Genomic DNA, 24,895 nt, shown 5'->3' with positions numbered 1-24,895 from the left:
GGGTCAGCCCTTGACGGACGAGCCCAGATCGGTGGAGGTGAAGTAGCGCTGGAACACGATGAACAGGATGACGACGGGTGCGGCCAGCACGACGGCTCCGGAGAGGATCGCGCCGTACGGGTTCGCGGTGGAACCCGCGACCGTCGAGATGTAGTTCGCCAGCGACACGGCCAGCGGCTGCAGGCTCGCCTCCTTGGTGATCAGGAACGGCCAGAGGAACTCGTTCCACGGGCCGATGAAGGTGAGCAGCAGCACCGTGACGAGAGCAGGTCGCACCAGGGGCAGCGCGATCCGCCACAGCAGCCGGAACTCGCCGGCGCCGTCGACGCGGGCGGCGTCGAACAACTCCTTCGGGAGCTGCAGGAAGTACTGCCGGAAGATGAGCACGGCCGCCGAGTTGATTGCGAACGGCAGGATCATCCCGAGATAGTTGTCGGCGAGCCCGTAGTTGCGCGCGATGAGCACGTACAGCGGGATCATCAGCAGCTGGAACGGGATGGTCTGCACGAGCAGCGCCAGGGCGAAGGTGACCCCGCGTCCGCGCCACTGCAGCACGGCGAGCGAGTACCCGGCCAGCACGCCGAACACGACCGTGCCCAGCAGCACGCCGCCGGTGAAGATCCCTGAGTTCACGAGGCCGGTCACCAGGTTGATGCGCGAGTTGATCTCGGCGTAGTTCTGCAGCGTCAGGTTCCCCGGGTTCGGGAAGGCACCCGCGATCGTCGTGTCGGGGGCCGTCTGCAGCGACCCGACCAGCATGTAATAGAAGGGGAACAGGAACGCGATGGCGCCGAGCGCCAGCACGATGCCCTGCAGGATCGTCTGCCCGCGGCTCAGCCGTCGCGGGGTGCCCAGGTCCCTCCGGCGCCGTTTCCGTGCCGGTGCGACGGCGCGCGGTGTGGTCTCCGTGGTCATGACTCGTTCCTCCCTCCGACGAAGCGGTTCTGCAGCCAGCCGATGATGAGCACCCCGATGACGAGGATGACCCCGATCGCGGAGGCGTATCCCGGGTGGCCCTGCTGGATGCCCTGCTGATAGATGAGCAGCACCGGCGAGGCGGACCGTCCCTCCGGGCCGCCGCCTCCGGTGAGCAGGTACGGCTCCGTGAACAGGTTCGCGCCGGTGATCGTCGCGAGCAGCAGCACCAGCACGGTCGCCGGACGCACGCCCGGCACGGTCACCGACATGAACTGCCGGATCTTGCCCGCGCCGTCGGTGGCGGCCGACTCGTACAGCTCGGTCGGCACGTTCTGCAGCGCTGCGAGGTACAGCAGGATGTAGAAGCCGAGACCCTTCCACGTGACGTAGATCGCGATGGAGGGCATGGCCAGCGCCGGGTTCGAGAGCCAGCTCGGGCTCGGCGCCAGCGGACCGAGGATCTGGTTGACGAGTCCGTTCTGGCCGAACAGGAACAGCCAGACGGCGATGGTCGCCACACTCGCTGTCACGTACGGCACGTAGTAGCTCACCCGCAGGAAGGTGCGGAACCGGACGATGCTGTTGAGCCCCGAGGCGAGCAGCAGCGACAGGATGACGGTGAGCGGCACGTTGATGATCAGGAAGATGCCGACGTTGACGAACGACTGCAGCACCTGGGGGTCGGTGAACGCCTGGACGTAGTTGTCGAACCCGACGAACGGGCGATCCACGTTCGCCCCGGGCGCCGCGAAGAAGTAGTCGAAGAACGACATGTACACCGCGAAGCACAGCGGGAACGCGAAGATGGCGAGCACGAAGACGAGGTACGGCGCGCTGAACAGCCAGCCGAGCGGGTTGGTGCCCAGGATGCGCTGCACGAGCGGCGGCCGGTGCGTGCGCCCCGACCCGGCGGCGGGCGAGGCGCCCGCCGCCGGCCGTGCGGTGTCAGAACCGCGGACGGAGGTGCTCATGGCTACTTCTGGGCCTGGAGCTTGTCGATCTTGTCGGCTGCCGCCTTGAAGACGTCCTCCACCGATCCGCTGCCGTTGACGACCGCCTTCGTGTAGGCGTCACGCAGGGCCTGCATCTGCGCGATGGTGTTCGTGCCGGTCGGGTCGTCCACCGTGCGAGCGCTCTGCGCACCGAACTCCTTGTACGCGGGGTGCGACTCGAAGTACGACGCGTAGGTGGTGGCGAGGTCCTTGCGGATCGGCATCTGGCCGCTGACGTCGAGCAGCTTGCCGTCCTGCTCCTGACTGGTCGCGAACTTCAGCACATCCCACGCCGTCCCCTGGTTCTTGCAGGAGGTGTACATGCCGATGTTCTTCGCGTCCGGGAAGGTGTAGGTCTCGTCGGCCGACGTGCCGTCCTTGGTCGGGACGGGGACGGAGCCCCACTGGACCTTGTCGCCGTAGTACGCGATCGCCCACGGGCCGACGATGGCCATGGCGGACTTGCCGTCCTGGAACGCGTCGCCCTGGTACTGCTCCTTGCCGGCGAGCCCGTCGCTGTAGATGGTCTTCCAGAAGTTGGCGACATCCAGCGAGTCCTGGTCGGCGATGGTGGCCTTGCCGTCCTCGATGAAGGTCTTGCCACCGGTCTGGGCGGCGAGCAGCGGCAGGTAGTCGAAGTTCACCTGGAAGAACTCGCTCGTCGGGGCCGGGTAGATCGCGTACGGAGCTGCGCCGGACGACTTGATCTTCTGCGCGGCGGCCAGGAACTTGTCGTAGGTCGACAGGTCGGGCTTCTCGGGGTCGAGGCCGGCCTTCTGGAAGATGGCCTTGTTGTAGAAGATCATGACGGGGTTCTGCTTCCAGGGCATCTGGTAGTAGTCGCCGTCGGCCGACTTGTACTGGGCCGCGGCGTCACCGCTGCGGGCCTCGATGTACTTGTTCCCGTCCGGGAACTTCGACAGGTCGACGAGGCCGCCCTGCTTCTGCCACTGGCCGGTGGCCGCCGGGAGGTTGTTGAACACCAGGCACGGTGTGGTGCCTGCGGTGATGGCGGCGCCGATGACCTCCTCGGTGCTCTTGCCGGCAGGCACCTCCTGCGCCTTGATCTTCTCCTTCGGGTGCGCGGAGTTCCAGGCCGAGACCATCGCCTTGCCCCACTGCACCTCCTGGGTGTTGTTGGAGTACCAGATGGTGATCGGGCCGTGCGCCTTCATGGCGTCTGTGCTGCCGCCTCCGCTCGAGCCGCACGCGGCCAGGGTGCCGGCGACGATGCCGGCGGTGATGAGGGAGATGGCGATCCTACGCTTTCGCATGTCTCTGCCTTTCGGTGGGTGTGGGGGTGGGGTCGATCAGCCGGCCGACGGCGGGGCGGTGGAGGCGCGCACCACCAGCTGGGCAGGCGGCAGCGCGACGTCGCCGGGTTCGCCGTCCTCCACCAGCCGCAGCAGCGCGGTGGCGGCGGCGGTTCCCCAGCCGGCCGGGTCGTTGTCGAGGGTGGTGAGGGAGGGGTAGACGAACGACCCGATGTGCGAGCCGTCCAGTCCGGTGATGGAGAGCTCGGCCGGGAGGTCGAGCCCTCGCTCATGAGCGACGCCCATGCCCGCGATCGCCATCGGGTCGTTCCCGTAGACGATCGCGGTCGGGCGGTCCTCTGTCTCGAGCAACGCCTTGGTGGCCTCGGCGCCCTGCTCGGGAGAGAAGTCTGTGGTGACGACGACGGGGGAGATCCCGGCCGCCGCCGCGGCGAGCTCGAAGCGCTCGCGCCTGCGGAGCCCGTGCAGCATCCGCTCGTCGCCCGAGACGTGGGCGATGCGGCGGTGCCCGAGCTGAACGAGGTGCCGGACGAGCTCGTCGATGCCGGAGTCGTAGTCGCGGGTGATGACGGGGAAGGGGCTGCCACCGGGCGGTTCGCCGAGTGACACAGCGTAGGAACCGAGCCGCGAGATCAGCGGGATGCGCTCGTCCGCGGCGAGGAGGTCGGTGAGCAGGAACCCGTCGACGCGCTTGTCGGCGATGAGCCGCTCATACGCACGCTCCTCGGCGGCGCGGTCGGGCACGACGGTCAGCACGAGCACGTTGCCGCGTTCGGCAAGCACGGTCTCCACTCCGGCGATGAACGAGGCGAAGAACGGGTCCACCTCGATCGTCCGGGGTTCGCGCCGCAGCACCAGCCCGAGGGCGTAGGCGCGCCGGGTGCTCAGACCGCGGGCGCCGGGATGCGGTGTCCAGCCGAGGTCGCGGGCGGTCTGCAGGATGCGCTCCCGCGTCTCGCTCGCGACCCCCGGCCGCGCGTTCAGGGTCAGCGACACGAGCGACTTGCTGACGCCCGCGGCGCGGGCGACGTCGTTGATCGTGACGTTGGCCGGACTCATGCGGGGCTCACTTCGGGGTCACCGTGGTGAAGCCGCCGGGGAGGACCACGATGATGCCGTGGGCTCCGACGGTCTGCGTGCGGCCGACCTGGCGGCCGGAGGAGTCGTAGCTGGTCGCGGTGACCGGGCCCGTCGCATCCAGCTTCTGCGGCACCGGCAGCTTCGTCGCGTTGACGTAGACGTCGAGGCTGCTGCTGCCCGCGAGCCCGAGGTGCGACACGACGGGCTGGACGAGCAGGGCGTCCAGCCGGGCGGTCCCGGAGACGCGGGCGGTCACCGTCGTGGCCTGGGCGGGAACGGGGATGGGCAGGGTCTGCGGCAGCAGGAAGACCGGGCTGGGCGCGATGCCCTGCTCACCGGGGCGGACGTTGTCGGTCCGGCCGAGGGGCAGGGTGAAGCGGCCGACCGAGGCGGTCCAGGAGGTCGTGCCCGCTCCGCCCGGGCCGAGGTCGGCGATCGGCAGGATGCGCGCCGCCGGATGGCCCGTCGGCAGCGTGACCGTGACGGTGGAGCGGTCGGAGGCCTGCAGGTAGGCACCGCCCGACCAGTTGGCCGAGCCGGTCCAGGCCGACGGCGGCGTGACGGTGGTGACGGCGCCGGTGGTCGTGCCGGACTCCGCCTCGACCACCGTCAGGCCCTGCGTCGCGGTCGTGCGGGTGAGGGCGGTGGCGGCGCGGGCGATGGCGGGATGCGCATCCAGCGCGAGCATGCTCAGCTGGGTGTGGATGACCGACTCGGCTCCGCAGTTGCGGTTGACGGTGCCGTCGGCCGCGATGCCGTCGACGCAGACACCGGTCGCCGGGTCGTAGGCCGGGACACCGGCGCGGTTGGCTCCGAAATACCAGGCGGCCTGCGCTCCGGCCAGCGCGGCGAGCCCGCCGGCGCCGGTCGCGTCGGCCGCGGCGACGAGTCCCTCGAGTCGCGAGTCGACGCCGTAGGCGATCTGGGTGCGGTCGGCCGGGGTCGGCGTCCAGCCGTTGTCCGGTCCGCCGGTCGCGAGCAGTTGCGCGGTGAACTGGGCGAGGTCGGTGGTCGCAGTGCGCTGCAGGGAGGCGTCGCCGAGGGTCGCGGACGCTGCGGTGAGGGCGGCGGGCTGCATCCCGGCCCAGGCGTGCCAGAAGGTGGGGGAGTTCGCCTCGGGCAGCAGGGCGCCGAACGGCCACTGGCCGATGCCGCCGCTCTGCAGCTTCGCGATCCCCTCCGAGTAGTGGGCGAGGGCGGTGCGCGTTGCGGTGTCTGCCGGACGGGCGGAGACGTACGCGCTCAGGCCGAGCACGGCCTCCGCCGTCGCCCCGGCGCTGCCGACGATCAGCCAGCCGGGGACGGTGACGCCGTCGGCGACCTGCGTCTGCGGGTACTGGGCGAGCGACTGGCGGCCGAGGGCGCCGAGCGCCAGCTGCATCCGGTCGCCGAGGAACGACGCGAAGGCCGGGTCGGCGTCGCGGAAGCCCGCGTAGCCCTCGCCGAGCGCCCAGACGGTGCGGGCGAGCCAGAACGACTCGGCCGAGTCGGACGGGTCGGGCAGCTCCTTCGGGATGGCGGACGGGTTGAGCGTGCCGTCGCGCTGCTGCCAGAGCACCACGTTGCCGGCGTTCGGGCCGTCCGCCGTCTGCAGGTAGGTGAGCGAGCGGAGCAGCTCGTAGGCGGACGTGCGGCTGGATGCCGTGCCGTTCTGCTTCCAGTCGCGCAGGTAGACGACCGCGGCGCGCGAGATGTCGTCGGCGTCGTACGCGCCCTGGGCGTACCAGCCACGAGGGGCATCGGTGATCGGGCCGCCGCCGACGCGGTGGAACGTGCCGTCGGACTGGCGGTCGGCGTAGACCCACGGCGCTCGGGCGACCGGCTCCTCGGCGGCACGGTACGTGGTGTGGCCGGCGACGCCCGCGAGGAGCGGGACATCGTCGAGCAGGAAGTCGAGGTGGGCCAAGTTGGTGAGCTTCGGCGGGGCGGCGTCCGCGGTGGCGGAGGTGCTGCGGACGGCGGCCGGAGCGGTGGTCGCGGCCTGCGCGGGCAGGGCGACGGCGGTGACCGCCAGTGTCGCGCCGAGCGCGAGAGCGAGCGCAGCCCGCGGTGTCTTCAGTTCTCGGTTACGCATCGTCGCGACCCCTCATGGTGGAGCGACCCCCGAGCGGGGGTCATCATCTAAACCGGTTTAAAAGACGGTAGGCGTGCTGGCGGCAAAAGTCAACGTGAGTCTTGTGAAGCCCCCCGTCGCGCGACGAGACTGGCCGCACCGTACCGCGATCGACCACGCCATGACGGCGGGGCAGGAGGACTTCCGTGGAGTACAAGGACATCCCGACCCAGGCCGACGTCGAACGGATAGCCGGCCTCCGGCAGCCCGGCTGCGTCAGCGTCTACCTGCCGACCGGGACGACCCCGGCCGAGGCCGACCGTGCCCGCATCGAGCTCAAGAACCACCTGGCGTCGGCCCAGCGGGCACTCGAGAAGCTCGAGGTGCCGCGCTCGCGCATCCAGAGCATCCAGGCGGAGGGGGAGCGGATCCTCGACGACCGCGACTTCTGGCGCTACCAGTCGCGGTCGCTCGCGGTGTTCCTCGACGGCGAGCTGGCCGAGACCTTCCGGCTGCCGAACAGGCTCAGCACGGCCTGCGAGATCGCGGACCGCTTCTACGTGAAGCCGCTGCTGCGTGCGCTGACCTTCCCGCAGGCGGCGCTCATCCTCGCCCTAGCCGGGAACTCGGTGCGCCTGCTGCGGATCACTCCCGACCAGTCGCCCGAGCGGATCGACGTGCCGGGAATGCCGACGGATGCCGCCGCGGCCGTCGGGCTCCCGTCGATCAGCGGCCGGCAGGCCGACGGGCGCATCCAGGGCTCGGAGGGCCACAAGGTGCGGATGCTGGAGTACGTGCAGGCGATCGAGCGCGCCCTCCATCCGCTGCTCGCCAACTCGACCGAGCCGCTCATCCTCGCCGCCGCGGAGCCGCTCCTGGGCATCTTCAAGGGCGCAGGGGAGCACCCGCACCTCGTCTCCGAGGTGATCGGCGGCAACCCGGAGGAGAAGACCGACGAGGAACTCGCTGCGGCAGCGCGCGGAGTGCTCGACCGGCTGTACGCGAGCAAGGTGGCGGCTCTGCGCGACACGTACGAGGCGCGGATCGCCGCCGGGACCGCCCTCGTCGACCTCAGTGACATCGCGCGCGCTGCGACCTTCGGCGCGGTCGAGTCGCTCGTCATCGACATCGATCGCCGGGTGCCGGGCACCGTCGATGACGAGACCGGCGCGATCACCTTCGGCGACGACGACGCCCCGGGCGAGTACGGCGTGGTGGATGAGGTCCTCCGCCGCGCGCTGTCCTCCAAAGCGAAGGTGTACGCGCTCCGGGCGGAGGACGTGCCGGGCGGCGGTGCGGCCGCGGCCGCCGTCCGCTTCCCGGTCTGACCTCGCTCCGTTTCTCCTCCGTTTCCGACGCCGACGGAAACGGAGGTACACAGCCCAGATTCCGCCCGCATCCCCTCCGTTCGTGCCGAAATGGCCCCTCCACCGGGCGTTTCTCCTCCGTTTCGCGCGGGAACGGAAACGGAGGACGAATGAGCCGACACGCCGACGCGAGGCAGGAAAAGGTGGGTCGGGGACCGGGTTCGGGCCGCATCCACCTCCGTTTCGACGCGCGAGCCGCGCCGGCGGGGCGTCCTCCGTTTCGGCGCCGCGGCGGTGCGTCAGCGGCGGGGGCGGACCGCCAGCACGAGGAACTCCTGCACCGCGGCCAGCCAGTCGTAGACCGCGCGCTGCATCGCCGACTCCTCGTCGTGGATGTCGCCCTCGTCGCCGTCCTCGTGGATGCCGAGGCGCGCCGCGAGAACCAGCCGGAGGTCGGTGATCGTCCGCAGCCACGCGCTCGCCTCGGCGTCGTCGAGCGCCACCTCGGTGCGTCTGCCGGTCGGCTCGCCGAGCGTCTGCGCCATCAGCCGCGCGTTGTGCTCCTTGCGGTCGGCGAGGCCCTCCGCGGTGAACCGGCGGAACTCCGCCGACGCCTCCGGGTCGTCGGGATACGCGTCGGGCAGCAGGCGTCCGAGCGCAGGATCCGCCTGCGGGCCGTCGGGGGAGGCGGCGGCGCGCGCCAGCTCGGCCGCTTCGTCGGCGAGCGACAGCAGCAGCCGGGCTTCGTCCGCCGCGAAGGAGGCGACCACCCGCCCGTCACGACGCCTGCGGTGGAACGGGATCACGCGTCCGCCTTCTGCAGCGTCGCCCAGAGCCCGTACTCGTGCATGGCCTCCACGTGCCGTTCCATCTCCTCGCGGGTGCCCGTCGCGACGACCGCGCGACCCTCGGTGTGCACCAGCATCATCCGCCGTTCCGCCTCCGCGCGGGGGAAGCCGAAGTAGGTCTGGAACACGTAGGTCACGTAGCTCATCAGGTTGACGGGGTCGTTCCAGACGATCGTCACCCACGGCGAGCCGAGTTCGAGAAGCTCGTCCGTCTCCTCGCGCGTCCCGGTCTGCTCCAGCGTGCCGGCGTCCGTCATCCGGTCGCCTCCGCGATCGCGTCCGCCGCCCGCACCAGCGCAAGGTGGGTCAGCGCCTGCGGTGTGTTGCCCGCGTGGGAGCGGCCGTCGACGTCGTATTCCTCGGAGAGCATACCGACATCGTTCGCCAGGCCGACCAGCCGGTCCATGAGCCGCGTCGCGTCCGCCAGGCGGCCCGAGCGGGCGTACTGCTCGACCAGCCAGAACGAGCAGGCCAGGAAGGGATGCTCGCCGGGCGGCAGCCCATCCACTCCGGATTCGGTGCGGTAGCGCAGCAGCAGGCCGTCGCGCAGCAGGTCCTCCTCGAGAGCGCGCACGGTTCCGAGCATCCGGGGGTCGTCCGCTTCGACGTAGCCGACCTGCGCCAGTTGCAGCAGGGAGGCGTCGACGGCGGTCGTGCCGTAGTGCTGCACGTACGTGCCGCGATGCGCGTCCCAGCCGTTCGCCTCGATGTCGGCGCGGATGGCATCGCGCTCGCGCTTCCAGCGCTCGACCGGACCGTCCAGCCCGTACTCCTCGACGCCGCGGATCGCGCAGTCGAACGCCGCCCACACGAGCGCGCGGGAGTGGGTGAACTGCTGCGGCTTGTCGCGGATCTCCCAGATCCCGTGGTCCGGGTCGCGCCAGTGCTGCTCCAGGTAGCCCATCAGTGCGCGCTGCAGCGCCCACGAGAACCGGGTCTCGGTGTTGCCCGCGCGCCGGCCGTGGTCGAGGCCGAGCATGACCTCGCCGATCACGTCGGCCTGGAACTGGGTGGATGCGCCGTTGCCGATCCGGACGGGATGCGCGCCCTGGTACCCGGGCAGGCTGTCGATGATCCGTTCCGAGAGGTCGCGCTCTCCGGCGAGGCCGTACATGATCTGCACGTCGCCGGGATCGCCCGCGATCGCGCGGAGCAGCCAGTCGCGCCAGTGGTCGACGGAGTCGTTGTAGCCGTGCTCGAGCAGCACGCCGATCGTCAGCGAGGCGTCGCGCAGCCACACGTAGCGGTAGTCCCAGTTGCGTTGACCGCCGAACGCCTCGGGCAGGGAGGTGGTCGCCGCGGCGACGATGCCGCCGGTCTCAAGGTGCGACAGCGCGCGGAGCAGGAGCAGCGACCGCACGACCTCGTCGCGGTACGGACCCTCGTGGGCGCAGCCGCTGGCCCAGTCGGTCCACCACTCCCGGGTGTGCTGCAGGGCGTTGTCGACGTCGAGCGCGGGCGGCGCCTCGCGGTGCGACGGGAACCAGGTGAGCACGAGGTCGACGGTCTGGCCGGCGCGCACCGTGAACGACCCCTCATGGGAGTGGTTGGCCGCGTGGAGCTCGGAGCCGCGGACGACGATCGCGTCGGGCCCGGCGACGGCGACGAGGGCGTGGGGCCGCTCCTCCTTCTCCTGGCGCACCCACGGGATCGCGTTCGCATACCCGAAGCGGATGCGCAGGTCCTGCCGCATGCGCACGGTGCCGCTGACACCGCGGACGCGCCGGATGATGTCGGCGCGGTGGTCGCCCATCGGCATCGCGTCCACGACCTCCACCTCGCCGTCGGCGGTGCGCCACCGCGTGACGAGGATCATCGTGTCCTTCTCGTAGTGGCGCGTGCTGGTGGCGGTGGCGTCGTCCGGCGCGACCAGCCAGCGGCCGTGGTCCTCGGTGCCGAGCAGGGCGCCGAACATGGACTGCGAGTCGTAGCGGGGGAGGCACAGCCAGTCGATGCTTCCGTCCTTCCCGACGAGGCCCCCGGTGAAGCAGTCACTGATCAGGGCGTAATCCTCGATGGGGAGCGACATATTCCCAGTATGGACGTACTGTGAACGGCATGACGCAGTCCGTGGACACTCTTGTGATTCTCGGAGCATCCGGCGACCTCACGTCACGGCTCCTGCTCCCCGCCATCGGACAGCTGCTCACCGATCAGCCCGACCGCGCGTTCGCCCTGGTCGGCTCGAGCAGCGACGACCTCGACGACGACGCCTGGCGGAAGATCGTCACCACGTCGTTCGCGACGGTCGACGCGAAGGGGGATGCGGTGGAGCGGCTGCTCGCCGGCACCCGCTACGTGAAGGGCGACGCCACCAGCGCGGACGACCTGAAGTCGCTCCTCGCGAGCGTGGACGGCGTCCCCGCGCTGTACTTCGCGCTGCCTCCGGCCGTGACGGCGAAGGCGTGCGACGCCCTCGGCACGTTCGACCTCCCGAAGGGGCTGACGCTCGCACTGGAGAAGCCGTTCGGCACGGACCGCGAAAGCGCCATCCGGCTGAACGCGCAGTTGGCGAAGCTCGTCCCCGAGGACCAGATCCACCGCGTCGACCACTTCCTCGGGCGTTCCAGCGTGCTCAACATCCTCGGCGTGCGGTTCGCCAACAGCATCCTGGAGCCGCTCTGGGACGGCCTGCACATCGAGCGCGTCGACGTCATCTACGACGAGACTCTCGCCTTGGAGGGACGCGCGCGCTACTACGACGGCGCCGGCGCCCTCATCGACATGATTCAGAGCCACCTACTGCAGGTCATGGCGGTGCTCGCCATGGAGCCGCCGTCGACGCTGGGCGAGGCCGACCTGCGCGACGCCAAGCAGCTGGTGCTGCGTGCGACGAAGGTGTGGGGCGGCGACCCGGTCACCGCGAGCCGGCGCGCCCGCTACGCGGCGGGGGAGATCGACGGCAAGAAGCTCCCGGCCTACGCCGACGAGAGCGGTGTCGACCCGGCGCGCGAGACAGAGACGCTGGCCGAGGTAACGCTGCAGGTGGACACCTGGCGGTGGAAGGGCGTGCCGTTCACCCTCCGGTCGGGCAAGGCGCTCGGCAGCCGCCGGCGTGAGATGGTCATCACCTTCGTTCCCGCCCAGCACGTGCCGACCGGGCTGAAGGGCGCCATGGAGCCGGCCCAGCTCCGGCTGATGTTCGCCCCGGACTCGATGTCGCTCGACATCAACATCAACGGCACCGACAACCCGTACGAGCTGGAGCGCGCCAGCCTCACCGCCGACTTCGGTCCCGGCGCGCTGCTGGCCTACGGCGAGGTGCTTGAGGGCATCCTCGACGGGGATCCGTCGCTGTCGGTGCGAGCGGACACGGCGGTGGAGTGCTGGCGGATCGTGGAGCCGGTGCTGACCGCCTGGCACGACGGCAGCGTCCCGTTGCAGGAGTATCCGGCGGGGTCGGAGGGTCCGGAGGACTGGGCGCAGCTGGGTTGATCCGGCCGGCTAGGCCGCGGAGCGGTGCGAGACGAGCGGGAACTCGCCGGTGACCGGCTTGCGCAGGTCGGTCCACTGCGTGATCGGCGCGGGCTCCCAGCCGAAGGCGGCGGGCTCGGCTTCCGGCGTCGCGACCTCTGCGGCAGCGGTCTCGACGACGGCTGCCGCGGGCGCGGTCTCGACGACCGCGGCCGTGACGACGACCGGCTCGTCAGCGACGGCCGCGGCCAGGTGCTGCGGCTCGGTGAGGCTCTCACCGGCTTCGAGGCGACGGCGCGCCTCGGCGATCGCGGCGGCGATGCCCACCGAGACCGACTGGGCGAGGATCGAGTGGAAGATGGTGTCGGTGTCGTCGTGAGCGCGGCGGACCACGGTCCACTCGCCCTTCTCGCCGATGAGCTCCGCCACCTTGGTGTGCACGAGCTCGAGGATCTGGGCGTCCGTCAGCTGCGGAACAGGAGCCGCCGGCACTGCCGCAGCGTGTCGCCTCCGACCAAACATCGCGCACCCCTTCCAGGTTCACCGTTGTATACAAGTGTCCTGGACACATGTGTTGCGACACGGCGCAACACGCCGGGGATTTCGGCGGAAATCAGCGGGTCAACGCCCTTTTCGCGAACCCAGCGGCGTGGATTCGCGCTCGGACGCCTCTTTCGACTCCTGCAGCACCGCTCCGATCGCCAGCGTCAGCGAGATCGCCGCGTTGATCCACATCAGCGGGATGCGCCAGTCGCGCGGTCCGCTCTTGGACGACTGGATGGTGGTCCACAGGCCGATCGCCGCACTGATCACGGCTCCGTTGAAGAGGTACTTGCGCATGCCGTTCCTTTCGGGGTCGTCCCGTAGCGTACGCTTCCACAGTCGGGACCGGGAGGAGGAGGATGCGCACCGCTGTCGTGGGCGCCGTGCTCCTCGTGCTCGGCGGAATCGCCGTGGCTACCGGCCTGCTGCCCGTCTCCGAAGCCGTCGAGCTGTGGGACCGCGTCTGGCCCATCCTGCTGTTCGTCGTCGCCATCACGGTCGTGACGGAACTCGCGGCCGAAGCGGGCGTCTTCACCGTCCTCGCGCAGCAGACCGCGCGCTGGGGGCGGGGGCGCGCCTGGGTGCTCTGGCTGCTGGTCGTGGTGGTCGCCGCGCTCAGCACGATCTTCCTGTCGCTCGACACCACCGCGGTGCTGCTCACGCCAGTGGTCATCGTCATGGCTCGGCACGCCGGGCTCAACCCGCTGCCGTTCGCGCTGACGACCGTGTGGATGGCGAACGCCGGCTCCCTGCTGCTCCCGGTCTCCAACCTCACCAACCTGCTGGCCCAGCACGCCATGGGCGACCCGACCCCCGCAGCCTTCGCGGCCCTCATGCTGGCGCCCGCGCTGGTGGCGATGATCGTGCCGATGATCGTCGTCTTCGTGATCGCCCGGAAGTCGCTGCTCGTGCGCTACGAGACGGGGGAGGAGGACGGCATCGAGGATCCGGTGCTGTTCTGGATCTCGGGCGCCGTGGTGGTGGCGCTCGTCCCGCTCCTCGTCTCCGGTCTGCCTGTGTGGCTGCCGACGAGCATCGCCGCGGTCGTCCTCGCAGTGGTGTTCCTGGTCCGACGCCGCAGCGTGCTGCGGTTCGGCTTGGTGCCCTGGCAGCTGGTGCTGCTCGCCTCCGGCCTGTTCCTGTTCATCGAGGCGCTGCACGCGGCCGGGCTCGCGACGCTCATGGCCACGATCTCGGGCACGGGGGAGTCGCCGCTGGCGCTGCTGCGGCTGTCGCTGACCGGGCTGGTGGGGGCGAACGCGATCGACAACCTGCCCGCGTATCTCGCGCTGGAGCCGGTGGCCGACACCCCTGCGCGCCTGGCGGCACTGCTGATCGGCGTCAACGCCGGTCCGCTGATCACGCCGTGGGCGTCGCTCGCGACCCTGCTGTGGCACCAGCGGCTGACGTCGTTCGACGTGGAGATCCGCTGGAGCCGCTACATGCTCCTGGGCCTGATCGTGGCTCCGGTCACGGTCGTCCTCGCGACCCTGGCGCTCTCGCTGACCGTTTAGCCCCGGCCCCGACGGTCTGTGGGCCGCAACGCGCCGTTATCGCCCCGCGATAACGGCGCGTCGCGCCCCACAGATGCGGCTACTCCGCCGGCAGCAGCTGCGCGGCGCGCACGACCCGGCGTCGGGCGACGGCGATCAGCGCGAGGGCGAACCCGAATGCGGCCCACAGCAGGAGCCCGCCCAGGCCACGCCAGGCGTCCGCCGAGCCGTCGATCGCCCCCTGCAGCGCGGTGATGGCCGGTGCGGTCGGCAGCCAGGGGAGGGCGGCGTCGAAGAAACCGGGAGCGGTCGACACGATGCCCGAGGCGAGGGTCACCACGACGACCAGCATCGACAGGAACCGTCCGACACCGCCGAGGAGGGCGACCAGGCCGTGGTTGACCGCGGCGAACGCGATGCCGGCGGCGGCGGCGAGTCCGGCGAAGCCGAACCAGTGGCCCGCGTCGACCGCGAGCGCCGGTGCCAGCACGGCAGCGACCAGCACGCCCTGCACGACGCCGAGTGCTGCGGCGGGGAGGAATCCGTCGAGCGCGATGCGTCCGGCCGCGCGCGAGGTCAGCAGCGCGCGGCGCGAGAGCGCTTGGAGCACGAGGAATGTGGCGAGCGCGCCGAGCCACAGCGCGACGGAGGCGAACAGCGGGATGCTCGCCGTGCCGAACGCGGTCTCGCCGGAGGCCTTCTGCGTGACCGGCTCGGCCGCGACCTTCGCGAGGCTGGTCCGCTCGCCGCTGTCATAACTCGGGAGCTGCTCGACCGCCGCGTGCAGGCCGGAGGCGAGCGACGACGCGCCGGAGGCGGACTGGTCGGCGCCGGAGGCGAGCACGGGGATGCCGTCGCTGAGCTGCTTCACCCCGGTCGCGAACTGCTGCGCGCCGTCCGCCGACTGGGATGCGCCGCTCGCCAGCTGCTGCGCGCCGGACGCCGACTGCGAAACGCCGCCTGTGTATTGCCCGAGCTGGCCCGCGAAGGTCTGCGTACCCGACGCGAGCCCGGCTCCGTAGGCCTGTGCCGTGTTAAGGTCCTTCAGCTGCGCCGACAGCTGGGCGCACAGGGCCCCGACGGCGGGGTCGGCCGGTGGCGCGCAGTTCTGAGCGACGGCCGCGTTGATCCCGTTGGTGGCGGCGGTGAGGCTGGAGGACATCGTGGCGGCCGTCCCCGCCAGCTGCTGTGCGCCTCCGTCGACGGCCGCGCCGCTGGACGCGAGCGTGTTCAGTCCGTCGGCGAGCCCCGAGGTGCCGTCGGACAGTTGCGAGATCCCGTCGGCGAGCGACGACGCCCCCGTCGAGAGCTGCGCTGCGCCGTCGGCCAGCTGGTGCGTGCCGCCGGCCAGCTGGGTCAGGCCGCCGGCGAGCTGGTCGGCACCGGTCGCCGCCTTGCCGAGCTGCTCGCCGAGGGTGTTGAAGCCGACGTAGACGTTCTCGATGTACGTGGAGGTCAGCTGCTTGTTGAGCACGGAGGTCGCTGTCGTCGTGACGGCCTGGCTGATGGCCGGGTCGACCAGCTTCGAGTCGGGGCTGGTGCGAACGTCGATCGTGGCCTGGGTGGCGTCGGCGGCGGCTCCTGCGGTCGAGGTCGCGGCCTTCGAGAAGTTCTCCGGGATGGTGACCACGGACACGTACTCGCCGTTGTCGATGCCCTTGTCGGCATCCTTCTTGTCCGTCAGCACCCAGGTGAAGTTGTCGTTCTTGGAGTCGAGCAGGCCGGCGGAGAGCTGGCGGCCGAGCGGCACCGTCCGCCCGTTCACCGTGACGGGCTGGTCGAGGTTCACGACGGCCGCCTTGACGTCATGCAGGCGTTCGGTCGGGTTCCACAGCGCCCAGACGAGCAGCCCGCCGATGGTGATGGGGACGAGCAGGAGGCCGACGATCGTCAGCCAGGTGACGCGCTTGTCGGAGCGCATGCGCTCCAGCGAGAACAGCGAGCGCGGGCGGCGGAGGCGGGAGGAGGGGGTGGTCATCAGGCGTTCGTCTTCTCGAGGTGGGCGCCGTGCTCGGCGCGGTCGGAGTCGGTGAGATCGGGGGCCGCGACGGCGCGCGGGCCGGCGCCCGCGGACAGGTCGACCTCGGTCGGTTCGGCGCTCTCGGGCAGCAGATCGTCGAGGCCCGCGGGCTCGACGCAGCTGACGACGAGCGCGAACGGGCGCTCCTCGACCCGGGCGCGGCTCAGCGCTGCGGTCAGCTCTGCCCGGATGCGGCGGCGCTCGATCGGGTCGGTGACGGAGTCGACGGCGTCGAGGGCCAGCAGCTGCGGGCGGCCGGCGAGTGCGTGGCGGAGGTCCTCCACCGGCGTCTCGGCCGCATCCAGCCGCACGATGGCGGTGCGCGAGCGGACGGCGGCGCCCCGGACGGGCAGCACCAGGCCCGCGACCTTGACGGTCCCGCCGTCGACCGGCGTGCGGCCCGTGACGGCCATCAGCAGCGCGACGGCCGCCGTGCGGTCGTCGCCGTGCACGACGAGCACCTCGCCGTCGGCGAGCCGGAAGGACACGTCGCCCACCAGGCGCCGCTTGCGGGTGCTGACGGTCAGCCCGTCGGCAGCGGCGACGAGGTTCTGTCCGCCCACCGGCCACTTCGCGAGCTCCAGCTCCTTCTGCAGGCCGTCGCCCTCCACGTCGAACGAGGGGAGGATGCGGTCGAGCCAGCGCGGCATCCACCACGCCTTCTCGCCGAGCAGCTGCAGCACCGCCGGGACCAGCGTCATCCGGACGATGAACGCATCGACGAACACGCCGACGGCGAGGCCGAGCGCGATGGGTTTGATGGACGCGTCGCCCTCCGGGACGAAGGCGGCGAACACCGAGATCATGATGATCGCGGCCGCGGTGACGACCTTGGCGGAGCTGACGAACCCGCTCTGGATGGCACGCCGGGCGTCGCCGCCGTGCACGTAGTCCTCGCGCATGCGGCTGACCAGGAACACCTCGTAGTCCATCGCGAGCCCGAACAGCACGCCCATCAGGATGATCGGCATGAACGAGATGATCGGCCCGGTCTTGTCGACGTGCAGGAGATCGGCCAGCCAGCCCCACTCGAACACGACCGTGACCGCTCCGAACGCAGCGCCGACCGAGAGCAGGTAGCCGAGCGCTGCCTTGATGGGCACCGCGATCGAGCGGAACACCATCGTCAGGAGGATGAGCGAGAGCCCGACCACCAGGATGCCGAAGGGCAGCAGCGCGCCGGCCAGTCGCGACGACACGTCGATCTGGGCGGCGGTGTTGCCGGTGACCTTGAGGTCGACGCCGTACTCGTCGAGGAAGTGCTGGTGCTGGGAACGGATCTCGGCGACCAGGTCGGCGGTCTTCTGGTCGTTCGGCCCGGTGGTCGGGACGACCTGCACGATGCCGGTGTCGGCGGTCGCGTTCGGCGTGGCGAGCGGGACGGAGGCGACGCCGGGAAGGTCGGCGATCTCATCCCCGATCTTCGTCATCAGGCCGACCGGGTCGGTGCTGGAGATGATCGAGCCGGTGACGATCAAGGGACCGTTGTAGCCGGGGCCGAAGTGGTCCGAGACGAGGTCGTAAGCGACGCGCGCCGGGGCGCCTTCGGGCTGCGAGCCGGCGTCCGGAAGGGCGAGCCGCAGCTGCAGGGCGGGCAGGGCCGCGATCCCGAGGGCGACGATGACGGCGACGACCGTGACGATCGGGAAGCGGATGACGGCGCGCACCCAGCCGCGGAAGAACCCGGGCGGGATGTCGGCCTTCGCGGCGTGCGCGAACGAGGGGGCGGACGCATCCACGGGTTCGGGGGAGTCCGCAGCGGAAGGATCGGCCTGTGCCGTTTCAGCCTCCGTCGCACCCTCGACCGCAGCCGCCGTCGCCCCGCGCTTCGCGGCGCGCGCCGCCTTCCGGCGACCAGGCGTGAGCCGCGCCCCGGCGAAGCCGAGCAGGGCGGGCGTCATGGTCAGTGCGACGAGCACGGCGACCGCGACGCCGACGGATGCCGCGATGCCCATGGTCGTGAGGAACGGGATGTTGGCGACGGCGAGGCCAGCCAAGGCGATGATGACCGTGATGCCGGCGAACAGTACGGCGGATCCGGCCGTCGCGACCGCGCGCGCGGCGGACTCCTCCGGCGGCACCCCCGACTTCAGCTGTGCCTGGTGCCGCGAGATGATGAAGAGCGAGTAGTCGATGCCGACCGCGAGGCCGAGCATCAGGGCGAGCATCGGCGTCGTCGACGAGATCGAGCCGAACAGCGTCGCGATGAAGATCAGGCACATCGAGATGGCGACGCCCAGGATCGCGGTGAGCAGCGGCATCCCGGCCGCGAGGAACGAGCCGAACGTCAGGATGAGCACGACGAGCGCGATGAGCACACCGACGAGTTCGATGACCGAGAGCGTCGGCAGGTTCTGCGAGAACAGCTGACCGCCCACGGCCGACTTCGAGCCGTCCGGCAGCTGTTCCTTGAGATCGGCCCCCGCGTCCTTGACGGCGGTCTTGGTCGCATCCGTGACCGTGGTCATCTGGCCCTTCAGCTGGACCGTGATGATGGCCGCAGAGCGGTCGTCGGAGATCAGGTTCTTGACCTGGGTGGAGTAGGGCGAGCTGACGCCGGAGACGCCGTCGACGTCCTTCAACTGGTCGACCGTGTCCTCGATGGGCTGCTTGATGTCACTGTCGTCGACCGTGTGGCCGTCCGGTGCGACGACGACGATCTGCGCGGTCGTACCGCTGACCTGCGGGAAGGTGCGGCTCAGCGTGTCGAGCGCCTCTTGCGACTCAGTGCCCGGAATGCTGAAGCTGTTGTCCGTACCCTGGTTGAAGAGCAGCGCACCGCCGCCGAGGAGCGCCAGCAGGCCGATCCAGACGATGACGACGAGGGCGCGGGCGCGGTAAGCCCAGCGGCCGACCGAATACAGGAGCGAGGACACGCGTTCTCCAGTGGATGAGTACCGAAAAGGGGTGAGGAGCGGTTCGATACACCTTTGTATCCGTACACGACCGTATCGGATACACTCCTGTATCGACAGCTCCTTGCAGGAAGGTTTCAGCTTGGAAAGCACGACTCTCAGCGAGGGCGTCGCCGCCGGCGTTCCCGAGGACATCCCGGCCGAGTCGGCGCGGCGTCAGCGCACCCGCGCGCGCCTGCTCGACGCGGCGTTCGACGTGTTCGCGGAGCAGGGCGTCCGCGCCGCCAGCGTCGAGACGATCGCCGAGGCGGCCGGCTTCACACGCGGCGCGTTCTACTCGAACTTCTCCAGCAAGGAGGAGTTGTTCTTCGCGCTGATGGAGCGCGAGAAGACCATGCGGCTCGAACAGCTGAACACCGGTGTCGCGCAGTTCCTCGCGCCGCTCGTCGGAGCAGAGGGAGCCGGGCTCTCCGACGAGGATGTGCTGCAGACCATCACGCACATCCTGGAGCTGCAGTCCGACGACCGGCGCTGGTGGCTCGTACAGGCCGAGTTCCAGCTGATGGCGCTGCGTGACCATGCCATCGCGGCCGACTATCTGCGGTATCACGACGAGTTCTTCGCCGACCTCACCGAGATCGTCGTCGAAGCACTCGCGAGCGCGCGGCGCCGCTTCACCATCGCCCCGGAGGAGGCCGTCCGCGTGATCGCCGAGTTGTGCGCGAGCGGCGAAGCCCGCGCGGTGCTCGCCGGGGACGAGCGGACCTTCACGGAGCGGCTGTCCGAGTCGGTGCCCGCGATCCTGCTGGCGCTGACCGAGCGCGTTTGAGCGTTCGCCAAGCGTCGGCGACTACGCTCGATGGGATGCGACCCGAAGCATCCCGGACCTCGCGTGCGCTCGTGCGCGCGCCGCGCTCCTCGCGTGTGCTCCGCTCCGTCGCCCTGCTCGCCACGGCGGCCGTCCTCACGGCCCTGACGGCGTGCTCGTCCGCGCCCACCAGCGCCGACACACCGCATGCCGAGTCGACCGCCGTCCCGACGCCGACGGCGACTCCCGACCCGTTCCCGAAGGAGCCGCTCACCGCATCCACCCGGTACGTCGCCCTCGGCGACTCGTTCGCCGCGGGCATGGGCGGCGGCGACGAGAAGGGGAAGTGCCGGCTGAGCCCGCGCGCCTACCCCGCGGTGTTCGCCCGCGACGCGGGCATCGACCTCGTGGTCAACGCAGCCTGTGCCGGGGCGACCACCTCCGACCTCCTCAAGCACCAGCTGATCGCGCTCGACGACCGTACGGATCTCGTGACGGTCAGCATCGGCGGCAACGACCTCGGCGTCGCCGCGATCGCGGGGGACTGCGCCGCGGGCAAGGCCGCCGCGTGCCGCAACGAGGTCACGGCCGCCCTCTCGCTGCTGAACGTGCTGCCCGACCGGCTCGACACGGTCTACAGCGCGATCGCGCAGTCCGCGCCCAACGCGCGCATCGTCGTGACCGGCTACACCCTCCTGTACGACGCGTCCGACCCGAACGCACCCGACTTCGGCACGGCGGCGGCGATCAATGCCGCGACACTGGGGCTGAACGAGGTGATCCGCCAGGCGGTCGACGAACAGAGGGCGGCCGGCAAGGCGATGACCTACCTTCCCGTCGACTTCGCGGGGCATGCGATCGGCGACCGGAAACCGTGGCTCAACACGACCGGCCCGGATGTCTTCCATCCGACCGGCGCCGGCTACGCCGAGTACGCGAGCCGGCTCGTCCAGCTGCTCGGGACGGCGCACTAGCCGCGAGCACCCCGTGAGGGGGCTCGGAGGACGCTGGTACCCTGGCTGGTGTCCACGTCCCGACCCCTCGAGGGAGTTGACCCACCATCACCGCGACGCCTGAATCGACGACGACCACCGCGAGCACGACCATGAACGACGACACGTACGACCTCGTCATCGTGTCCAACCGACTGCCCGTCGACCGGGTGGTCGACGAGAGCGGGAACGCCGACTGGCGACCATCGCCCGGCGGTCTCGTCGCGGCGCTCGAGCCGGTGATGCGGTCGCAGGACGGCATCTGGATCGGCTGGGCCGGCGTGGCGGGGGAGGAGATCGAGCCCTTCGAGGCCGGCGGCATCAACATCCTGCCCGTCCCGCTCTCCGACCAGGAGCTGCAGGAGTACTACGAGGGTTTCTCCAACGACACCCTGTGGCCGCTGTATCACGACGTCATCGCGCAGCCGAGCTACCACCGCGAGTGGTGGGAGACCTATGTGAAGGTCAACCGCCGGTTCGCCCAGGCCGCCGCCTCCGTCTCGGCGCCCGGCGCCGTCGTCTGGGTGCACGACTACCAGCTGCAGCTCGTCCCCGCGATGCTGCGCGAGCTGCGGCCGGACCTCGTGATCGGCTTCTTCAACCACATCCCGTTCCCGCCGTACGGCATCTACTCGCAGCTGCCCTGGCGCCGCCAGATCATCGACGGCCTGCTCGGAGCCGACGTGATCGGCTTCCAGCGCGTCGCCGACGCCGGCAACTTCTCGCGCGCGGTCCGCCGGCTGAAGGGCTTCGAGACGCGCGGCCCCATCATCGAGGTGCCGATCGACACGGACGACCCAGAGGCCGGCTCGCACCGCCACGTCACGACGGACCGCCGCGGCGGCCTGGTGCGCACGGTGCTCGCCCGCGCGTTCCCGATCTCCATCGACGCCGACCAGTACCAGGAGCTCGCGCGGAAGCCGGAGATCCAGGCCCGCGCGCGAGAGATCCGCGAGGAGCTCGGCAACCCCGAGAAGATCATGCTCGGCGTCGACCGCCTCGACTACACGAAGGGGATCGGTCACCGGCTCAAGGCCTTCGGCGAGCTGCTCGAAGAGGGCCGGCTGAACGCGGAGGACGTCACGCTCGTCCAGGTCGCCAGCCCCAGCCGCGAGCGCGTCGAGACCTACCGGCAGCTGCGCGACGAGATCGAGCTGACCGTCGGCCGTATCAACGGCGACTACTCCACCCTCGGCCACACCGCGATCGCCTACCTCCACCACGGCTACCCGCGCGAAGAGATGGTGGCCCTCTACCTCGCCGCCGACGTCATGCTGGTCACGGCGCTCCGAGACGGCATGAACCTCGTCGCGAAGGAGTACGTGGCCACCCGGGTGGACGAGGACGGCGTGCTCGTGCTGAGCGAGTTCGCCGGCGCCTCCGACGAGCTCCGGCAGGCGCTCCTCATCAACCCGCACGACATCGAGGGACTCAAGGAGACCGTCCTGCAGGCGCTCGCGATGCCGCGGCGCGACCGCACGCGGCGGATGCGCGCCCTGCGCAAGAAGGTGCTCACGAACGACGTCGCCCGCTGGTCGGCGTCCTTCCTCGATGCGCTGACCCGCAGCGCGCACGGCGACCACCCGCTGCAGAACCCGCCCGTCAACCGGCGCTGAACCGGCCGGCGCTGACCCGCATCCCTCGTCCCACTCCCTGCAGGAAAGACGCATGTCCGACAACGCTTCGCACCGCCCGCCCGCCTCCGCCATCGCCCTCGCGTCGGCCCTGCAGGAGCTGGCGCGCGCCGACCGGCTGCTGCTCGCCCTCGACTTCGACGGGACGCTGGCCCCGTTCGTGGATGTGCCGCGCGGCGCCCGCGCGCTCCCGGAGTCGAAGGCCGCTCTCGACCGCCTCGAGCACTTGCCGGACACCTGGGTCGCGTACGTCTCCGGTCGCCCGCTGTCGAGCCTCGAGACCGTGACGGAGGCGGATGAGGACGCGCTGCTGATCGGCTCGCATGGGGTCGAGATCCGCTTCGGCCGCGACGGCGTCTCCCTCGACCTGAGCCCGGAGGAGCAGGAGACCCTGGGGCGGCTGGGCGAGCTGCTGCAGGCCCTCGTCGACGACGTCCCGGACACCAAGCTCGAGACCAAGCCGGTCGGCTTCGGCGTGCACTACCGACTCGTGGCCGCCGAGCGCGGACCGGAGGTCGTCGCCCGCGCCCGCGAGGCCGCGGCGTCGGTGAGCGACGGCCTCACCATCCGCGACGGCAAGGACATCATCGAGTTCTCCGTCCGCGGCGCGAACAAGGGCGACGGCGTCGAGCGCCTGCGCGAGTACACGCACGCGACCGCGGTCCTGTTCGCCGGCGACGACGTGACCGACGAGGACGGCTTCGCGGTGCTGCGCCCCGAGCGCGGTGACGTGGGCATCAAGGTCGGGACGGGCGAGACGGCCGCGCAGTACCGCGTCGCGGACGAGCGCGCGATCGCCACCCTGCTGGGCCTGCTGGCCCAGGCGCGCGAGGCGCACACGAACTCGTCCACAGACTGACGCCTTCGCGAGCTCTCCCCAGGCACGGGACGCATGGTCGGAGCGGCATTCGAGACGTCCTAGAGTTGTTCCATGCCAGAAGTCGATTGGAAGCCGCGTTCGCGCGTCGTCACGGACGGGATCGAAGCCACCACCAGCCGCGGGATGCTCCGCGCCGTCGGCATGGGTGACGAAGACTGGGAGAAGCCGCAGATCGGCATCGCCAGCTCGTGGAACGAGATCACCCCCTGCAACCTCTCCCTCGACCGTCTTGCGCAGGGCGCTAAGGAAGGCGTCCACGCGGGCGGCGGGTACCCGCTCCAGTTCGGCACCATCTCCGTCTCCGACGGCATCTCGATGGGCCACGAGGGCATGCACTTCTCGCTCGTGTCGCGTGAGGTCATCGCCGACTCGGTCGAGACCGTCATGATGGCCGAGCGCCTCGACGGCACCGTCCTGCTCGCGGGCTGCGACAAGTCGCTCCCCGGCATGCTGATGGCGGCCGCCCGCCTCGACCTGTCCGCGGTCTTCCTCTACGCCGGCTCGATCGCGCCCGGCTGGGTGAAGCTCTCCGACGGCACGGAGAAGGACGTCACGATCATCGACTCGTTCGAAGCGGTCGGCGCCTGCAAGGCCGGCAAGATGAGCGAAGAAGATCTCAAGCGCATCGAGTGCGCCATCGCGCCGGGTGAGGGCGCCTGCGGCGGCATGTACACCGCCAACACGATGGCCTCCGTCGCCGAGGCGCTCGGGATGAGCCTGCCGGGTTCGGCCGCGCCGCCCTCGGCGGACCGCCGCCGCGACTACTACGCGCACCGCTCTGGCGAGGCCGTGGTGAACCTGCTCAAGAAGGGCATCACCGCGCGCGACATCATGACCAAGGAGGCGTTCGAGAACGCCATCGCTGTCGTGATGGCGTTCGGCGGCTCCACCAACGCGGTGCTCCACCTGCTCGCGATCGCGCACGAGGCCGAGGTCGACCTCACGATCGACGACTTCAACCGCATCGGCGACAAGGTCCCGCACATCGGCGACCTCAAGCCGTTCGGCAAGTACGTCATGAACGACGTCGACCGCCACGGCGGCGTCCCGGTCGTCATGAAGGCGCTGCTCGACGCCGGGCTGCTGCACGGCGACTGCCTCACCGTGACCGGCAAGACGGTCGCCGAGAACCTGGCCGAGATCAACCCGCCCGCGCCGGACGGCGAGGTCATGCGGTCCCTCGACAACCCGATCCACCCGACCGGCGGCATCACCATCCTCAAGGGCTCGATGGCGCCCGAGGGCGCGGTCGTCAAGACGGCCGGCTTCGACGCCGCCGTGTTCGAGGGCCCCGCGCGGGTGTTCGAACGCGAGCGCGCCGCGATGGACGCCCTCACCGAGGGCAGCATCAAGGCCGGCGACGTCGTGGTCATCCGCTACGAGGGCCCGAAGGGCGGCCCGGGCATGCGCGAGATGCTCGCGATCACCGCCGCTATCAAGGGCGCAGGCCTCGGCAAGGATGTACTACTATTGACGGACGGACGATTCTCAGGCGGCACAACCGGCCTGTGCATCGGCCACATAGCACCCGAAGCGGTGGACGCAGGTCCCATCGCCTTCGTGCGCGATGGTGATCTGATACGGGTCGATATCGCGGCTCGCTCCCTCGACCTACTTGTCGACGAGTCTGAGCTGACCGCCCGCCGTGAAGGCTGGGCGCCTCTTCCTCCGCGCTATACCCGTGGCGTTCTCGCGAAGTTCTCCAAGCTCGTGCGCTCCGCAGCTGAAGGAGCCGTCACCGGGTAGGGGCCGTTCGCACCACCACCCACCACCGCAGTATGTAA

Annotated in this window: 20 protein-coding genes; 8 read left to right on the top strand and 12 right to left on the bottom strand. The window is 70.5% G+C overall.

Annotated features, from left to right (window positions below; translation table 11 throughout):
- Positions 1-3 precede the first annotated feature (3 nt).
- From ACF1AJ_RS06195 to ACF1AJ_RS06175, 5 genes are read right to left on the bottom strand one after another with little or no spacing between them, the layout of a single operon-like run.
- On the bottom strand, positions 4-915 hold the full coding sequence (locus ACF1AJ_RS06195; RefSeq protein WP_309858479.1) for a carbohydrate ABC transporter permease: 912 nt from the start codon (positions 913-915) through the stop codon (positions 4-6).
- On the bottom strand, positions 912-1,889 hold the full coding sequence (locus tag ACF1AJ_RS06190; RefSeq protein WP_391506564.1) for a carbohydrate ABC transporter permease: 978 nt from the start codon (positions 1,887-1,889) through the stop codon (positions 912-914). The genes ACF1AJ_RS06195 and ACF1AJ_RS06190 overlap by 4 nt, the downstream gene beginning before the upstream one ends.
- A 2-nt stretch (positions 1,890-1,891) precedes the next feature.
- Positions 1,892-3,184, bottom strand: a complete 1,293-nt coding sequence (locus ACF1AJ_RS06185) for an ABC transporter substrate-binding protein (RefSeq protein WP_391506563.1) — start codon at positions 3,182-3,184, stop codon at positions 1,892-1,894.
- A gap of 36 nt (positions 3,185-3,220) precedes the next feature.
- A complete protein-coding gene (locus ACF1AJ_RS06180; protein ID WP_391506562.1) occupies positions 3,221-4,243 on the bottom strand; it encodes a LacI family DNA-binding transcriptional regulator in 1,023 nt (340 codons plus the stop codon).
- A 7-nt stretch (positions 4,244-4,250) separates the two neighbouring features.
- Positions 4,251-6,338, bottom strand: a complete 2,088-nt coding sequence (locus ACF1AJ_RS06175) for a hypothetical protein (protein ID WP_391506561.1) — start codon at positions 6,336-6,338, stop codon at positions 4,251-4,253.
- A 185-nt stretch (positions 6,339-6,523) separates the two neighbouring features.
- On the opposite strand from ACF1AJ_RS06175, the gene ACF1AJ_RS06170 reads away from it, so the two are divergent.
- The gene (locus ACF1AJ_RS06170; RefSeq protein ID WP_391506560.1) at positions 6,524-7,645 is read left to right on the top strand and encodes a hypothetical protein; all 1,122 of its coding nucleotides are present in this window, start codon (positions 6,524-6,526) and stop codon (positions 7,643-7,645) included.
- Between the two features lie 278 nt (positions 7,646-7,923).
- Here ACF1AJ_RS06170 and ACF1AJ_RS06165 read toward each other — a convergent pair whose 3' ends face one another.
- The 3 genes from ACF1AJ_RS06165 to ACF1AJ_RS06155 are packed head-to-tail and all read right to left on the bottom strand — an operon-like array spanning position 7,924 to position 10,501.
- Entirely contained in the window at positions 7,924-8,430 is a 507-nt protein-coding gene (locus ACF1AJ_RS06165) for a DUF2017 family protein (protein ID WP_391506559.1), read from the bottom strand.
- Positions 8,427-8,729, bottom strand: a complete 303-nt coding sequence (gene clpS, locus ACF1AJ_RS06160) for an ATP-dependent Clp protease adapter ClpS (protein ID WP_391506558.1) — start codon at positions 8,727-8,729, stop codon at positions 8,427-8,429. The genes ACF1AJ_RS06165 and clpS overlap by 4 nt, the downstream gene beginning before the upstream one ends.
- A complete protein-coding gene (locus ACF1AJ_RS06155; RefSeq protein ID WP_391506557.1) occupies positions 8,726-10,501 on the bottom strand; it encodes a glycoside hydrolase family 15 protein in 1,776 nt (591 codons plus the stop codon). The genes clpS and ACF1AJ_RS06155 overlap by 4 nt, the downstream gene beginning before the upstream one ends.
- 29 nt (positions 10,502-10,530) lie before the next feature.
- On the opposite strand from ACF1AJ_RS06155, the gene ACF1AJ_RS06150 reads away from it, so the two are divergent.
- A complete protein-coding gene (locus ACF1AJ_RS06150; RefSeq protein WP_391506556.1) occupies positions 10,531-11,907 on the top strand; it encodes a glucose-6-phosphate dehydrogenase in 1,377 nt (458 codons plus the stop codon).
- A gap of 9 nt (positions 11,908-11,916) precedes the next feature.
- Here the strand turns inward: ACF1AJ_RS06150 and ACF1AJ_RS06145 are convergent, their stop codons facing one another.
- Both ACF1AJ_RS06145 and ACF1AJ_RS06140 read right to left on the bottom strand, forming a co-directional pair.
- Positions 11,917-12,378: a hypothetical protein gene (locus ACF1AJ_RS06145; RefSeq protein WP_391506555.1), complete on the bottom strand. Its 462-nt coding sequence runs from the start codon at positions 12,376-12,378 to the stop codon at positions 11,917-11,919.
- 129 nt (positions 12,379-12,507) lie between these two features.
- Entirely contained in the window at positions 12,508-12,726 is a 219-nt protein-coding gene (locus ACF1AJ_RS06140; protein ID WP_018190568.1) for a hypothetical protein, read from the bottom strand.
- Positions 12,727-12,788: 62 nt separating this feature from the next.
- On the opposite strand from ACF1AJ_RS06140, the gene ACF1AJ_RS06135 reads away from it, so the two are divergent.
- The gene (locus tag ACF1AJ_RS06135) at positions 12,789-13,943 is read left to right on the top strand and encodes an SLC13 family permease (protein ID WP_391506554.1); all 1,155 of its coding nucleotides are present in this window, start codon (positions 12,789-12,791) and stop codon (positions 13,941-13,943) included.
- Between the two features lie 79 nt (positions 13,944-14,022).
- On the opposite strand, the gene ACF1AJ_RS06130 is transcribed toward ACF1AJ_RS06135, so the two are convergent.
- Together ACF1AJ_RS06130 and ACF1AJ_RS06125 are read right to left on the bottom strand one after the other, a co-directional pair.
- On the bottom strand, positions 14,023-15,900 hold the full coding sequence (locus ACF1AJ_RS06130; RefSeq protein WP_391506553.1) for a YhgE/Pip family protein: 1,878 nt from the start codon (positions 15,898-15,900) through the stop codon (positions 14,023-14,025).
- Complete coding sequence (locus tag ACF1AJ_RS06125) at positions 15,900-18,818, bottom strand: MMPL family transporter (protein ID WP_391506552.1); 2,919 nt, start codon at positions 18,816-18,818, stop codon at positions 15,900-15,902. The genes ACF1AJ_RS06130 and ACF1AJ_RS06125 overlap by 1 nt, the downstream gene beginning before the upstream one ends.
- A gap of 121 nt (positions 18,819-18,939) precedes the next feature.
- Here ACF1AJ_RS06125 and ACF1AJ_RS06120 point away from each other — a divergent pair, with 121 nt between their 5' ends.
- The 5 genes from ACF1AJ_RS06120 (at position 18,940) to ilvD (ending at position 24,857) form a co-directional block, all read left to right on the top strand.
- On the top strand, positions 18,940-19,626 hold the full coding sequence (locus ACF1AJ_RS06120; RefSeq protein WP_309858520.1) for a helix-turn-helix domain-containing protein: 687 nt from the start codon (positions 18,940-18,942) through the stop codon (positions 19,624-19,626).
- A gap of 35 nt (positions 19,627-19,661) precedes the next feature.
- Positions 19,662-20,579 (top strand): SGNH/GDSL hydrolase family protein, encoded by a 918-nt coding sequence (locus ACF1AJ_RS06115; RefSeq protein WP_391506551.1) that lies wholly within the window; start codon positions 19,662-19,664, stop codon positions 20,577-20,579.
- Between the two features lie 131 nt (positions 20,580-20,710).
- The gene (gene otsA / locus ACF1AJ_RS06110; RefSeq protein ID WP_391506550.1) at positions 20,711-22,213 is read left to right on the top strand and encodes an alpha,alpha-trehalose-phosphate synthase (UDP-forming); all 1,503 of its coding nucleotides are present in this window, start codon (positions 20,711-20,713) and stop codon (positions 22,211-22,213) included.
- Between the two features lie 52 nt (positions 22,214-22,265).
- Positions 22,266-23,090 carry a trehalose-phosphatase gene (otsB, locus tag ACF1AJ_RS06105; RefSeq protein ID WP_391506549.1) on the top strand — a complete coding sequence of 275 codons (825 nt, stop codon included), beginning with the start codon at positions 22,266-22,268 and terminating at the stop codon, positions 23,088-23,090.
- A 72-nt stretch (positions 23,091-23,162) separates the two neighbouring features.
- Positions 23,163-24,857, top strand: coding sequence for a dihydroxy-acid dehydratase (gene ilvD / locus ACF1AJ_RS06100; protein WP_309858532.1), 1,695 nt, complete (start codon positions 23,163-23,165; stop codon positions 24,855-24,857).
- The last annotated feature ends 38 nt before the right edge of the window (positions 24,858-24,895 follow it).

The organism is Leifsonia sp. NPDC014704 (assembly GCF_043083605.1).
In the GTDB taxonomy this organism is placed as follows: domain Bacteria; phylum Actinomycetota; class Actinomycetes; order Actinomycetales; family Microbacteriaceae; genus Leifsonia.
The sequence above is the reverse complement of the archived record's forward strand: the minus strand, read 5'-3'. Positions and strand labels throughout refer to the sequence as shown.

Coding starts and splice junctions, on each gene's coding strand:
- ACF1AJ_RS06195 (WP_309858479.1), bottom strand. CDS start 915: ATGACCACGGAGACCACACCGCGCGCCGTCGCACCGGCACGGAAACGG.
- ACF1AJ_RS06190 (WP_391506564.1), bottom strand. CDS start 1,889: ATGAGCACCTCCGTCCGCGGTTCTGACACCGCACGGCCGGCGGCGGGC.
- ACF1AJ_RS06185 (WP_391506563.1), bottom strand. CDS start 3,184: ATGCGAAAGCGTAGGATCGCCATCTCCCTCATCACCGCCGGCATCGTC.
- ACF1AJ_RS06180 (WP_391506562.1), bottom strand. CDS start 4,243: ATGAGTCCGGCCAACGTCACGATCAACGACGTCGCCCGCGCCGCGGGC.
- ACF1AJ_RS06175 (WP_391506561.1), bottom strand. CDS start 6,338: ATGCGTAACCGAGAACTGAAGACACCGCGGGCTGCGCTCGCTCTCGCG.
- clpS (WP_391506558.1), bottom strand. CDS start 8,729: ATGACGGACGCCGGCACGCTGGAGCAGACCGGGACGCGCGAGGAGACG.
- ACF1AJ_RS06155 (WP_391506557.1), bottom strand. CDS start 10,501: ATGTCGCTCCCCATCGAGGATTACGCCCTGATCAGTGACTGCTTCACC.
- ACF1AJ_RS06150 (WP_391506556.1), top strand. CDS start 10,531: ATGACGCAGTCCGTGGACACTCTTGTGATTCTCGGAGCATCCGGCGAC.
- ACF1AJ_RS06140 (WP_018190568.1), bottom strand. CDS start 12,726: ATGCGCAAGTACCTCTTCAACGGAGCCGTGATCAGTGCGGCGATCGGC.
- ACF1AJ_RS06135 (WP_391506554.1), top strand. CDS start 12,789: ATGCGCACCGCTGTCGTGGGCGCCGTGCTCCTCGTGCTCGGCGGAATC.
- ACF1AJ_RS06130 (WP_391506553.1), bottom strand. CDS start 15,900: ATGACCACCCCCTCCTCCCGCCTCCGCCGCCCGCGCTCGCTGTTCTCG.
- ACF1AJ_RS06115 (WP_391506551.1), top strand. CDS start 19,662: ATGCGACCCGAAGCATCCCGGACCTCGCGTGCGCTCGTGCGCGCGCCG.
- otsA (WP_391506550.1), top strand. CDS start 20,711: ATGAACGACGACACGTACGACCTCGTCATCGTGTCCAACCGACTGCCC.
- otsB (WP_391506549.1), top strand. CDS start 22,266: ATGTCCGACAACGCTTCGCACCGCCCGCCCGCCTCCGCCATCGCCCTC.
- ilvD (WP_309858532.1), top strand. CDS start 23,163: ATGCCAGAAGTCGATTGGAAGCCGCGTTCGCGCGTCGTCACGGACGGG.